This window comes from Chitinophaga sp. LS1, from assembly GCF_034274695.1.
GTDB lineage: Bacteria > Bacteroidota > Bacteroidia > Chitinophagales > Chitinophagaceae > Chitinophaga.
Genome location: NZ_CP128362.1, coordinates 5,764,065 through 5,777,378, shown reverse-complemented (window position 1 = coordinate 5,777,378; position 13,314 = coordinate 5,764,065). Strand labels below are relative to the sequence as shown.

15 protein-coding genes are annotated in these 13,314 nt (G+C 40.4%); 6 read left to right on the top strand and 9 right to left on the bottom strand.

The window, feature by feature from the left end; all coding sequences use genetic code 11:
• Window positions 1–2: 2 nt before the first annotated feature.
• The 8 genes from QQL36_RS23885 to QQL36_RS23850 all read right to left on the bottom strand — a co-directional run bounded on the left by QQL36_RS23885 (window position 3) and on the right by QQL36_RS23850 (window position 6,420).
• Window positions 3–641 carry a colicin E5-related ribonuclease gene (locus tag QQL36_RS23885; RefSeq protein ID WP_321567020.1) on the bottom strand — a complete coding sequence of 213 codons (639 nt, stop codon included), beginning with the start codon at window positions 639–641 and terminating at the stop codon, window positions 3–5.
• 870 nt (window positions 642–1,511) lie between these two features.
• Window positions 1,512–1,877, bottom strand: a complete 366-nt coding sequence (locus QQL36_RS23880) for a hypothetical protein (protein WP_321567019.1) — start codon at window positions 1,875–1,877, stop codon at window positions 1,512–1,514.
• A 2-nt stretch (window positions 1,878–1,879) separates the two neighbouring features.
• The gene (locus QQL36_RS23875; RefSeq protein ID WP_143709035.1) at window positions 1,880–2,521 is read right to left on the bottom strand and encodes an ATPase; all 642 of its coding nucleotides are present in this window, start codon (window positions 2,519–2,521) and stop codon (window positions 1,880–1,882) included.
• Window positions 2,484–3,356, bottom strand: coding sequence for a hypothetical protein (locus tag QQL36_RS23870; protein WP_321567018.1), 873 nt, complete (start codon window positions 3,354–3,356; stop codon window positions 2,484–2,486). The genes QQL36_RS23875 and QQL36_RS23870 overlap by 38 nt, the downstream gene beginning before the upstream one ends.
• A gap of 132 nt (window positions 3,357–3,488) precedes the next feature.
• A complete protein-coding gene (locus QQL36_RS23865) occupies window positions 3,489–4,592 on the bottom strand; it encodes a hypothetical protein (protein ID WP_321567017.1) in 1,104 nt (367 codons plus the stop codon).
• A 358-nt stretch (window positions 4,593–4,950) separates the two neighbouring features.
• Window positions 4,951–5,514 carry a hypothetical protein gene (locus QQL36_RS23860; RefSeq protein WP_321567016.1) on the bottom strand — a complete coding sequence of 188 codons (564 nt, stop codon included), beginning with the start codon at window positions 5,512–5,514 and terminating at the stop codon, window positions 4,951–4,953.
• 287 nt (window positions 5,515–5,801) lie between these two features.
• On the bottom strand, window positions 5,802–6,125 hold the full coding sequence (locus QQL36_RS23855; protein ID WP_321567015.1) for a LytTR family DNA-binding domain-containing protein: 324 nt from the start codon (window positions 6,123–6,125) through the stop codon (window positions 5,802–5,804).
• A 13-nt stretch (window positions 6,126–6,138) separates the two neighbouring features.
• Window positions 6,139–6,420, bottom strand: coding sequence for a hypothetical protein (locus QQL36_RS23850; RefSeq protein ID WP_143709036.1), 282 nt, complete (start codon window positions 6,418–6,420; stop codon window positions 6,139–6,141).
• A gap of 102 nt (window positions 6,421–6,522) precedes the next feature.
• On the opposite strand from QQL36_RS23850, the gene QQL36_RS23845 reads away from it, so the two are divergent.
• On the top strand, window positions 6,523–7,146 hold the full coding sequence (locus QQL36_RS23845) for a hypothetical protein (RefSeq protein WP_321567014.1): 624 nt from the start codon (window positions 6,523–6,525) through the stop codon (window positions 7,144–7,146).
• A gap of 36 nt (window positions 7,147–7,182) precedes the next feature.
• Here the strand turns inward: QQL36_RS23845 and QQL36_RS23840 are convergent, their stop codons facing one another.
• Window positions 7,183–7,722: a hypothetical protein gene (locus QQL36_RS23840; RefSeq protein WP_321567013.1), complete on the bottom strand. Its 540-nt coding sequence runs from the start codon at window positions 7,720–7,722 to the stop codon at window positions 7,183–7,185.
• A gap of 431 nt (window positions 7,723–8,153) precedes the next feature.
• On the opposite strand from QQL36_RS23840, the gene QQL36_RS23835 reads away from it, so the two are divergent.
• The 5 genes from QQL36_RS23835 (at window position 8,154) to QQL36_RS23815 (ending at window position 13,312) form a co-directional block, all read left to right on the top strand.
• The gene (locus QQL36_RS23835) at window positions 8,154–8,390 is read left to right on the top strand and encodes a DUF4172 domain-containing protein (RefSeq protein WP_321567012.1); all 237 of its coding nucleotides are present in this window, start codon (window positions 8,154–8,156) and stop codon (window positions 8,388–8,390) included.
• A gap of 6 nt (window positions 8,391–8,396) precedes the next feature.
• Window positions 8,397–8,942, top strand: a complete 546-nt coding sequence (locus tag QQL36_RS23830; RefSeq protein WP_321567011.1) for a hypothetical protein — start codon at window positions 8,397–8,399, stop codon at window positions 8,940–8,942.
• 113 nt (window positions 8,943–9,055) lie between these two features.
• A complete protein-coding gene (locus tag QQL36_RS23825) occupies window positions 9,056–10,054 on the top strand; it encodes a M91 family zinc metallopeptidase (protein WP_321567010.1) in 999 nt (332 codons plus the stop codon).
• Between the two features lie 1,070 nt (window positions 10,055–11,124).
• A complete protein-coding gene (locus QQL36_RS23820) occupies window positions 11,125–12,126 on the top strand; it encodes a hypothetical protein (protein ID WP_321567009.1) in 1,002 nt (333 codons plus the stop codon).
• Window positions 12,127–12,142: 16 nt separating this feature from the next.
• A complete protein-coding gene (locus QQL36_RS23815; RefSeq protein ID WP_321567008.1) occupies window positions 12,143–13,312 on the top strand; it encodes a hypothetical protein in 1,170 nt (389 codons plus the stop codon).
• Window positions 13,313–13,314: the final 2 nt, after the last annotated feature.

The following is a 13,314-nucleotide window of genomic DNA, read 5'->3' as shown; positions in this document are numbered from 1 at the left end:
AATTATTTTTTAGGAATATATGGATTAATAATATTATCATCAGGAATCCAATCAGGAACTGTCCTATCGCTAATTTGAATAATTTTATTAGTATTATTTTCTCTTATTACGTAGGATCCATTTTCTTGATAAAAAACTGTAGACTCTACTCCTGTTGCTTTATTTGTAGAGACTCTTGTAGTATATGGATGTAATATTGTCTCATCAATTAACTCTCCAGTCCATTTTCTATACAACATTTGATCAGCAATTTTTTTGTCTATTATGCCATAAACACTGGTTGCCCTACCTGACTCAGCAAAAGCCTTCAATTCTGCATATTTATTCACTGCAGTAGCACCATTTAAAATACCTGTGATATTGCGAAACAGCGTAGAGTTACCTCTGGCAGTGGTAAAATTCACACGTATGGGATATTGATCACTGATAGTGAGGTCTAAGGAAGTCTGTACAGTATGCTGATAAATATTTTTTTGCTGATATGGGGTATCAACGCCGGATTGGTAGTAATAGTCATACATAACATTCCCATGCACCTTCAGGAAAGGCTTGCGGGGTGGTAGCGGCCGGGTGGTGCTATCATAGTGTTTATTACCGTACAAGGGTACCAGGTTAACATTGCCGCCGGTGTCAGTAGCCATTATATAAGACACTTCGCCGGAAGATTGCTTAATACCGCGGGGGAATGCAACTATGGGTCCTTTACCTGGGGCTCCGGGAAGGCTGGTGCTACGTTGTAATTGAGCATAGGTTACCAGGCTCCCTGCCGTGAGGAAGAATAATATAAGGTATAGTAATTTCAACTTGTTATTTAAACAGTTGTGATTGGGAATACGAACATAGGTATTCTTAAATCAGAATGGGTATCAATGCGTTCTCGATGCGTAAAAATTATGACATAGGTACATTTTGGATTAAAAAATGGGTTAAGTAATTCACTGACAGATAAACGTTAAAATGGAATGCTGTGGGACAAAATTAGAGAATAAATGGAGAATACAAAATTTATTAGTGGAATTTTATTAATGATTGCGGGAATTTAGAAGAGAGATTTTGCATAACACTTTACAGTATTCTTCATTGGGGAATACGGGAAATTAAAGGCCCGGCAGGATTACCAGGCCTTACACATTATCCGTTCTGATGAAAATCTTTATAGTAAAGCCAGGTAAGATTACCTGGCCTTACTCTTACTTACTCTATGTTAACCCTAATAAATATCTTAATATCTTCTAAATACAGGCAAAGCAAGATTACCAGTCCTTACTCTTACTTACTCTATGTTTAACCCTAATAAATATCTTCTAAATACAGGCCCGGCAAGAATACCACGCCTTACTCTTACTTACTCTATGTTTAACCCTAATAAATATCCTTTAAATACAGGCCCGGCAAGAATACCAGGCCTTACTCTTACTTACTCTATGTTAACCCTAATAACTCTTAATCTCTTTTAAATACAGGCCCGGCAAGACTACCAGGCCCTTTTCATTCCTACATTTTTAAATCACTCAAACTGTATCCATAAAATCTTCTTCAAAAAAAATTCGTTCATTCTCCCTCATCCTTGCAAGAAAACCTTCCCGGTACCGCCCACCTAAGTCAACAAATGCAGCATTGATCACTTTATCTACAAATCGCTTACACCCTACCATATCATATATATCCACCAAAGACACCTGGTACTCCTCATTCTCCATGATCCAATTTCTCAAATGCACCACTCTTGCGTATGTGACCTGGTAAGGTTCCCAACAGCCCGCCAGTTCGATGGCCCGATCAATGGAATGATCATCAGCCTCCGCTGTAAATGCCTGCCCACAAATTTCCAATACCCGCGAACCATCCAATTGATTATTTATTTTTACTAAGAACATGGTTACTTTCGTTTATCTGTTGACAAATTGCTATAAACAACCAGGTTAAACATCTCGCGCATACGACTACGAATGCGATTTCCATATATTCCTTCCAGCTCATCACTATTCATGTTCGTCGTAATATGCGTGATCATTTTCCTGGAAATAAAATAGTTGTACCGTGACAATAAAATCTCTGCGATGACATTGGTATTATTCCCATAGTAATTCCCTATAGGTTCCGGTCCGAGGTCGTCAAAGCAATGGACGAGTGGCTGAGAAGAGTATGACCAAAACGCGCCCCTGGTATAAGGTTCAATACCCTCATATCCCTTCGTATTAAAATCAAATACCACGTCGCTGCACGAACGAAAAACAGGTTTTTCCGCCGAAGAGCAAAAATTGCTCATGATCTTCAGGATAGATGTTTTACCACACCCTACCGGACCAACGAGGAGTATGCCTTTGTGTAGGCTGATCCCTTCCGATTCCGCCACTCTTTTATCTTTCAGGAAATAAGATAACAACCTGTTGATCACTGGCTTATCAACATCCTCGATTACAAAATCGCGGCCGAAAAGATCTTTCCCTGTTTTGGACACATGCTGCAGCATAAAATGATAATCATAGGGGCTCGCTATATAATTTGTTTTTGTCGACATGCAACTTTCCTGGTTTTTCATTCCTGGTTATTCTGATACTCTCGATCCATTTCGATGCGAGTGATTTCCAATTCGCTATCGGCTGCGTGCCGAACCGCCAGTTAATCGCATCGTAATGGTAGAAAAATTTGCGGGCTTCCTGGGCCGTTTGGCCTTTTTGCGCAAACCAATGCGTGGCAGCTTCCATTGTTGGAATTTTTTTTTCATGAATAATTAATTGGGGGGATTGGAGTGCCTGTTTACAATCATTTCCCCCGTTTATTTGTTTATTATTATAATTGTGTAGCGATTTTGCTACTGAGACGGTACCATTTTGAGGCCCTGTATCAGTAGCATATTTGCTACCCGTATCAGTGGCATATTTACTACCTGTATCAGTATCATATTTACTACCGATATCAGTAGCATATTTACTACCACCCGATCGGCTTCCGGTATAAGAAATGATACTGATCTGGCAGGGAACATATACTTTCCCGGAGGGACGATAGATGATATATCCACATTCATGCAACCATTTCAGACTATCGGTATACGTTTTGGTAGATCCTATTCCACTGGTCGACATCACCTGCTCGCGAAATACAGGGAAACTATCCAGGAAATGATTTTTGTTCCAGGCCATAAAGAGCGACAAATACAAACTGATATGATGTGCTTTTAACCGGCGCTCATTCTTTAACCGTGTATAGAAAGCATTCATATGGCGTATGTAGTTAATCTCGCCAGCTCCCTCCGTTGTATACTGTTCCGGGAGAGTCATTCTTACCTGCTTTTCAGCCAGCACGCCTGTTTTGAAATGATGTAATTCATCCGAAGGTAAATTTGAAATCATAGCGTATTTTTTGTTTTGTTTATGATGCAAATGAAGACCAATAAACGATGCCAGACTAGTGACAGGGGTGACAACCAGGGTTGCGACTAATTGATTTTAAAAGTGTTACTAAATAAAAAAAGTGTTAGATTTTTAATCAGAATTGATACGTTTACTCGTATGAAAGAGGTCAAGTAGTAATTGCTTTACAGATTCTATGCTGGATGCAGAATAATCATACATTTTTCTACGAAGGCTATCTGCTGAAATAGACGGTTGATTATTCGTAGCAAAATACCTGGCAAAAAACTCCGCCACTTCGCTTTTATTGTTATTCAGGATCAATCCATGTTCGATCATCACCCGCAACAGGAAGGCCAATTCATTGACAGACAGGTCTACTTTCACTTTAAAGTTGTGCCACCGGGCCACCTCTTGTGGCAAGGGGGTTGTTTCATCGATCTTGATTTTATATTCCAGGAATTCACTTTCATGCATTAGCCACTCACTGATCTGGTCTTTTAGGGATAGTTGATCAATGTCGTATGCATAACCGTACTGTTCCTGTTGCTGGTTATTCATTTTCAACAACCATTTTGTTTGTGTTAGTTGTTGATGAGTTGTTGGATGCGAATTGATCTCTACTGATAACAACTGTAGTTTATATTTCAGGTACATACTATCATTAAAATTCATGTAAAGCAACAGGGCTTCTACATCTTCTGGAAGACTGTCTGGCTGTAGGTTTCGCAGGCATTTGCTCAACTCCCTGGTATAATAAAGCTGCCGGAAAGTGACATGATCCGATCGCAGGGTTTCTTCAAAAGAAGAGATCACGATTCTCATTACATCAGTGTCTGGCAGTATCCGGTTCAGTAGCGGTGTTTCCCTGGCTAATTCTTCGCGGGCTGATAGTAGGTGAAGCCGGGAAATGTTATAACAAAGATCCAGGTAGGCGGCATAGTTCTCTTCAAGGTAGACAAGCAAATCATACAAGGTGAAGGAAAGCTGAACAAGCTGATCGTCTGATTGATCTGTGGTGAACATTTCAGGAGGAAACTGGTTCGTAATGGTTTCCAACAGGAATAGAAGTTTGTTTTGATATAGCTGGATGCGTTGTTTCAATCTGTTATCATCTGCATAAAGATTTTGCTGCCATTCGGCGATAATCCTGTTTTTTTCTTCATGTAGGATGGTAGGAAAATCTGTTTGACCGGTGGCGTTAACCAGGTGTTCGAAGGTTGATAGGTGATTCATGTGAGTATTGAATTTGATCTTAGTGCAAAGTACCGGGACATAACTGCAACGAGCAGGGGTATCACAAGTGATACCATGACGTGAAATGCAATACAGCATTGGATAGTACCATAAGTGATACTATGATATTTATAAAAAAAGTTGCTCCCGAATAATCGGGAGCAACACGGGGTTTAAGAAAAAAAGCAGGCGCTTTTTAAAAAACAGACAGGTATTCTTAAGAGGAAATTGGATTGTATGAAGGTGCAATTGGGGATTTAAAATGCAATTGCGGTTATAAAATGTAATTGACGTTTTAAAATGCAATCAACGTTCTAAGGTGCAACTGGCCACTTAACATCCAATATCCTCATTAAGATTACAGCACAATTTCCTTCACCGTTTCATTCGCAGGCAGATCCTTTGCACTCACGGTGATGATACTACCCTGCACAGCATCATTCAACACGGTGGCGGTGTATAACCAGTCCAGCCCATTCTCCAGCAGTATAGCATCTCCCTGTTCGAGCAATACTCCCGCTGCATTGGTGATTTGCACTTTCACACCGGCTACTTTGAAATCATCGGTAGCCCTAACGGTGATGGTAGTACCAATAGCACCGGTATAGCTGGCTGTGCTGACATCATTGATCTCCGGGGCTTTGAAGGCATCCCGTAAAGCCACGTTATAGGCAGATTGGTCGTTTTTTGCCGCTGCCTGGTATTGTGCTTTCAGATCAGGGTTCTGCATCACAGCTTTTGCATAGATAGTGCCCTGTTTAAATTTTTGCTGCACTTTGAGTTGATCTTCCGTAGGATCTACAGAACTTGCCTTGCGGTGTTTGCCTATCAGGACAGTACCGGATCTTTTGGTGGTAATGGTGAGTTCTTTCCCTACGGTTCCGGAGGCGGATTTCCAGATCATTGCTGCTGATTTTGCCATGACATTTGTTTTAAGGGGTGAAAAAGATAGGATACAGTGGGATAAAAGGTGCCTCTCTTTCATCCCCGGCACGGCCTGTATTCCTGGAGCAATGATCGGCAAGAAATGGGTGCGGAATAAGAAAATCTGTTGGGGAATCGAAAAGTGGGGGTTGGGGAATCGAAAAGAGGAGGATGAGGGTGGGGATGAATATTTAAAAAGCCTTCACTTCGTTCACGAAAGGTTTTTAGCCAATCTATCACAAACAACCTCGCCAGCGTCCTCCTCACAAGACTGCCATGATCCAATCAAAACACGACCTTCACCCGCTCAAAAAACTTCTCCGCATACGCCTTTGTCAAAGCCACCTCCTTATCCAAAATAAAAATCGACTCAACCGTAAACCCACTAATATGCCCTATCCCCACCAAACAAGATCTATTGACCCTACAAAAATGTGCCTCAGGCAATATCCCTTCCAGTTCACCCAGCGTGCTATTCACCAGGTAATGACTACTAGTGGTAATGATCTTTGAACATCCTCCACTAGCCTCCACGAGCACAATCCCCCGACTATCCACTTTCGTGAAAAGCCCATTTGATTGCTTAACAAAAAGAAAATCATCCATCATCTAAAAAAGAATTTTACTTTCCACCTTCCATATACCTCCAAAATCGATACGCCAGCCACTCCGGCCGCTGATCGCGATAATAAACACAAAATTCCCCCAAGGTCAACTTATAGGTCAAAGGTTTCTCCAGCGCAATTTTCGCCTTATTCAATAATCTATAAGCAGTAGATAAAGAATCATCTATCATCCACATGAGCGCCTTTGCTCTTATCACCTCATGGAATAAATATGCATACTCGCCATTGACAGTAAATTTCTCAAAACTGTCAATTTCGTCCCGTTTTTCATTGCTCAATACGCTGAAATTTATTTTGTTTATAATTGTTTTGGGTAAAACAAATATAGAAATAATGCCGCTTCCATGGCCATTTTGTACTACTCAAAATTTAAATTAATTATGCCGGCAAAGAGTAAATTATTGTTGCATCTTCATAATAAAAAGTCCCAAAAGAAAGTCTCCAAAAGAACCCTGAATCCAGAATTTACAACCGCCATCCGTGCTGCAAAACTGATCAGGGTTTGCGCAGCTTTAATGAAACCAGATCGCAGTCGTTTTCACCGGCTCGCGAAGTTTATACTACATCATGTTATTCATGCAGACACCTTCCACAAAACAGGTGAGCGGCAAATACTCATTGAAAATTTAAAGTTTTTTGAGGGATATGAGTTCGACCCGGATCACCAGGTATCGAATTACATTCCTGCCGGAATAATAACAGGCATTGATAATAAAATCACGCTTACCATCCCATCCGACCAGATCGGGTGGCAGGTGCATACTGCTTATTGTAAAATTATATTGTTGGGTGTAGGAATAGATCTTGCATCTTATACCTCCACAACAACATCCGGAAGTACAGCGTGGATCGCCAGGAGCGATCTGCAGGCAGGACCTGTTTATATTGAAATAAATAATGATCAACCGTTATTTGTAGCTATAGGGGTAGCATATACGAACGACACGGCATCCGCTATTACTTGTCAGGCAGTAAAAATAATTGGCGTGAATAAAGGAAACTAAGCAAGCATTTTACGCCCTGAGAATAAGTAAACTTTTCTATTCCAATCTCACCGCTCTCACCGTCTCATTGCCAGGCAGATCTACCGCCACCACTATCACCCTCCCCCCTGCCGGGAAACTTTTCCCTTTATAATACCAATCCACGCCATTTCGCCCTAATACCGCATTGCCCCGTTCCTGTATATTACCTGCCGCATCTTCTATGCGAATTTCCACTGCTGCTACCCTAAATTCATCTTTTGCCGTCACGACGACCGTCGTGTCTTCGAACTGTATTTGCTGCACTTCAGGAGACTTGTATGCATCTTTTACTGCCATATTGTAAGCATTCTGACCAGGACCTGCCAGTGACTTATAATAAGCCTTTAGCGCAGGATCCTGCAAGATCAATTTTGCATAAGCCGCAGCTACTTTCATTTTATACCGGGCTTCCAGCTGTTTCGCTGTCGGCTTATTCTTTGACGGGCCACGTTTTTTTGCCATTATAATCTGGCCATTCCGTTCGTAAATCGTGATTTGATCGCCGAGGGTACCTCGGACAAGTTGAAGGAGTATGTTGTCTTTTACAAGCGCCATAACAAACAATTTTTGGGGTAATAAGGACAATATTAAAATCTTCGTCCGAACTATAGTGTAACTATATTACTAAATGAGTACTAATACTACACTTAATCAACACCTCAATATCGAATTGATATAGAAATGTACTTTTAATGTACTTGTGGTGTACTGATAGCAGTATAGCTATACTATAGCTATGGAGGTCTATAATTACATAGAAAAGTATAGCTCCTGTCATGGATAGTCTGTCTTACCAAGTGGGTGATGCCTTCATCGTTATACTGGGGAGATTGGAATATTTGAGCAGGTCCAACAGACTTACCACCGGTTATGGCCTTCCTCATCTGCCCTTGCGTAGATTACGCCATATATTCTACGCAAAGTATGCGTAGAATACTTCTTCATGCGAAGAATATTAGCTATAATTGACGCAAATCTTGCGTAGAATGAGTTACATCTACATATATCAATTGAAAGATTGGCCCCATTTCCAATGGGATAAGGAAGCAATAACCGAAATACGTGCAAATGTACGCTTCAGGCAAGGCAGGCGATTAGGTAGTATGGAGAGTTTAAGCTTCAATTTACAGGACGAGGCCACGTTAGAAACGCTCACCCTCGATGTAATAAAATCCAGTGATGTACCTGAAGCCAATCGTTATATCTATAGAAAACCAAAATAGTACAATATGAGAGCCATTAAAATATTATTCAGCATAATTATTTTTATATCTTGTAGTCCTACGCTGCAAGTAACTAAGAGTAGTAAATCTGTTATTGAATTAATCAATAAAGAGCATCAACAAAAAGCAGGAATTAAAGCTGGTTCTTCTTATCAGTCTTATGATAGTCGCATATATGCGATAAGGGAAAAAGCTGCTCTTTTATTTGGAGTACAAACAGATACTTCAAAGATTGATAGGTTTATTATTTTAGACATGGTAAGTTTTGAAGGGGGGAAATCCAGTTACGGTGAAATGATAATAGACGATACTTCAAAGCTCTTTTATAAAACCCCTTTTTTAAGTAAAGAAGTTGAAAGGTATAGCTACCCAATAGACAGCGATACAGCAATTATAAAATATTTAAAAGAGCATCGCTTTGCAGAATTGGAAACATTAGCTAAAGAAAAAGGAAAAACATTATCTGGTTCAAATTTTATTTATGTGGGCATGTATGAAAAAGGAATGGATAGTATTTATGTAAAGCTGATACCCGCTTTTATGATAGACTAAAATTATCAGTCAATAAAAATAAACAAACGCCACTCAATCAGGTAGCGTTTGTTTTTGCTTTCACCTTCGCCGCAGATGAATAAGCAAGAAAATATTTTTTTATCCCCAAATTTATGCTTTCAAAAGAATCAGCAGGAACAGGTAATGGGACAGATGCCGTAGTAGAATACAATCCAACTGATCCGGGTAGCAGGATCCAAAATGAAAACGGAACATCAGGTAGGCCATCATTTATTGGTCTGTTGCATGAACTCATACATACGGAAAACATTTTCGAAGGTAAGATGGACTATAGAACAGCTACTTATTCCAACGATCCGGACCATCCAGGCAGCAATCTTCCAAACGAGGAATTGAATGTAAGGAGTAAGGAATCGCTCCATAGTACGGGCAATCTTAATACTGATAGTATTGATAAGGAATCACTGCGTCACACGTTTCTAAGTCATTTAACAACCCGTTTTCCAAAGCTTTTTGACAATATGAAAGTACTTTTTATAGTTGCTGTCATAATTTTCTTTTCAATATGTGGCAATTGCCAAACATTAAAAAAGGAACGCATTACTAAAAATGATAGGATGAAAGGTATTTCCTTTAAGTTCAACTATTCAGCCAAAGACAGTTATGGCCTTGTAAGCTTAATATTGAAAAAGGATAATACTTTTTATTATAGTGCTAATACTATTGGCACTCATCAAATAAGTGAGGGTACATGGAAATTGTCAGAAGGTATATTAATATTGGAAAGTACATTTCAAATGAATAATTTTCCTGCTGAAATAAGTAATGGAGAAAATAGAAAATTCGTTGATAGTTGTGATATTGCTGTTGTAGAAAATGTCAAGCATGAACTCCTGACAGATGCTTTTGTGGTAGTTAATAATGACACTATAAAATGTCTCCCAATGATTGGAATGTGTAAGGGAGAATATGAGAAGATAGATAGCGTTAAAATTGCTTTTGAGAATGGTATGTCGTCAGGATGGATTCCCATTAAGTTTAATGAAAGAAAAATAGCACTTACTGTATTGACTGATATTCCCATTGGGAATTATGTAGTTATGAACAAGCGAAGGTTTAAGTTGTATGGTAATTATTTAAGGCAACTGTGACCACGATTGTTATTACCGGAGAAGACGTAAATGTAAAACTATGTTGTCTGTAGGTCAGAGTTTTAGAATACTAATACTGTGTTTTTTTGTGCCTAATATTATGTATGGCCAAGTTGATAACTATTACATAAATACTTCCAAAAAGAATATTGAGCGTGCTTATTATTTTAGGATAATGGACTCACTGGTTGCTGCATCGCCCAATGATACCCTATATGGATGCATTAATTGTGTACGGTTTATGAAGGATGAAACGGAAGTCCCTTCATCCGGAAAAATTACATATTTTGGGCAGTTTGATTTTACAAAGGAAGATTTACGGAAATGGCATGACTGGTATGATAAGAAATACAAAAAGCGAAAGAGATAAACAGCAAAGCCGCAGGAAAAATCTGCGGCTTTGCTGTTTTATAGGTACGTTTAATTCTACTTTGACAACTTAGGAAGAGGCTTTTTCAAACTTATCTAATCCTCTCTGATCGTGCCTTTTCCTGTCATCGAGTGTCTTTCGGAATTTGTAGCCGGATGCTGATTTCCAAAGTATATTAAATGCACAAAGAGAAGAGTTAACCAAACGAATTAAAACCGAACTTATTAATCCATTGTAGCTATTAATGTTTTGGAAATACCTGATTTTGATAAAGAGAAATTTAAAAAAGATTTTATTGAATATGTAAGCCAGATACAAATGTAATTTCAAATATCATATTCATTAATCAATGTTCGGTAAGTTTTTCCACAGCTGCGCTATGGAAAAACTTACCGAACATTGATATACATATTTTCAAAAAAAATAACCGGGTTTAAAAAAAAGTAAAATGATACATCCGGTTTAATGAAAAAAAAGATTTAAATTGTATAGTCAGTTCAAATACATTTCCGCGTGATAACACATATATTATGAAAACAAAACCTTGTCCTTTTACAGGATAAATATTATACTGAAAACACCCCTTGACCCCTGATAGCAATCTACCCAACTCTCCCAACAGCGAAACTGTATCTGAAAAAGTAAAATGATCTTATCATTATTACAGTATAACCACTAAACCCTATACCAATAATTTATCATGAAAATCGTTTCCTGGAATCTCAAGAATATTGGTGATAACAAACTTAATAATCCATTCAGCCCAATCTTCAACGCTTTTGGGCTGGGCAATAATGTGATCGATTATATTACGGGGCTGGTAATGGGCAACCCATGCTGGAATGCCGTACCCAACCTGAGCACCAACCCGGCCGATATCTTTGTCGTCATAGAGCTGAAGACTGGCGGCAGCCAGAAAGGCAAAGCCATCAGCGGCACCTGCCTTCCCACCCTCAATAATATCAAGGCCAAGTTGAACACGCTTGCTAAAAAAAATTATTCAAATAATCAGAACCCGACTTATGAATACGATTATATTGTGCCGCAGATAACAGGCTATCATGAAACCGTGGGCATATTGTTTAATACCAAAAAGCTGAAAGTATTGTCGGCACAGGCTTTTCGCAATAACACCACCCAGAACTGGATCAACCCACGCACGCCTTATGGCGCCAAGTTCCAGGTGCTCAACAGCACCGATTCTTTCCAGGTAGTAGGCATTCATGCACCACCGCCTAAAGGCGCCGATGGTGTTAAATACCGCCCTCCTATCAACTATTGTACTATTCTGCCTACTATCGAGCTGGCAACGATGAACAACACTTTCATCATGGGCGATTTCAATTGCAATCCGGCATCATATTACAACAAGGAACAGGTCGGTGGGCAGCAAGTACAGGTTTTCCCCTTTACCCCGGGTTTGGCTACCTATATTACCCTCATACCTAACGGCACTTTATCAAGCGTACGAACCAAACCGGCCAACAGCATGCAGCCACCGGCTAATTATCTGAGCGATGCATATGATAATATCATTTACAATACCGTCCTTCAAAACGGTCAGGAACTGGTAGTGGATTTGATCGGCAAGGCCCGCAATATGAATGCGAATAATACCCTGCTGGCAGGCACCAACCTGCTGGCACTGGTAAATGCCTATAATATAGTGAGCGATCACCTGCCCGTAGTAATAGAGTGGTAACAAAAAAACTACAATCATGTCCACCTGGAAATTTACCGACCAATACGGGAGCACCTACCCTGCATTGGCCAACAGTATACTCAGCTTGCTGGTATTCGATGTGCCTTCGGGCAACTCGCCTGTGATCGGCACTTCATTCAGCGCCAGCCTCGATCTTACAGCTACCGGCAATGCCATGAATGTACTGGCGGCGCTTACCGGCACCAAGACCATTCCCATAACTGGCACCGTTACCACCAGCAATAACCAACTTTCGGTGAACCTGCAATCATCCGATAATGATGTATTGACCAAAGCACTTGCCGCCTGCATTCCTATCATCGGGGGCGATATTTGTAAAAATGCCGGCATCAGCATCGTGAATGTTACCGGCACACAGCAAACCAGCGATGATGAGCCGCAAACAGACGAAATAGATCTCAGCATGACCATTGCCATCGGCAGCGGAACAGGCACCCTTACCACGCAGATACCAATGTCTGACGGCTTCTTCAACATCTCGGCCAGCTTTACCAATTTCGGTATCGCGCTCAGCGATCTTAACTTTTTGGTGCCAGGCAATAACAATTTCAGCACTTGCTTTCCTTCAACACAACTGGGCCCATATTATAATAACCAAACCCAACTTGAACTGCTAAGTCTGGGGGTATCGCTGTATGTAAGCACAGCGCCTTCTTTTTCGGTAGTAGTGAGTGGTGTAGACGTTACCATTGGCATTACCAATATTCCCATTTATAAACAAGCCCTCTATCTCAACCCGCTGGCCATATGGATCAATATCAGTAACATAAATACAACACCCGAGCCTGCCTGGGGGCTGGTTGGTAATTTCGTGTTGTGCAATTTCAATCGCCCGGGCGATACCGGCAATCCCGACTTTACCTTCGACCTGAATATGGGTTTTCCTAACCCGCCCGATCAACCTAATTTCAGCCTCTCGGGCAATTTCGACAATCCATATAACCAGCCGGTTTCGCAGATCGTGTCGGACCTGCTGGGGCAGGCTACCGACCTGGGCATCGGCAATAGTATCACTCTTGAGAAATTCGACTTTGCAACAGATGCCGATGTGACCACGGGCTACATTTCGGATTTTGAGTTCGAAATAGCTATGTCGGGCCAGTTCGGCATTTTCGAGAATTTTTCACTTGAATCATTTAGTATAGCGGTTGCCTATTCATCATAACC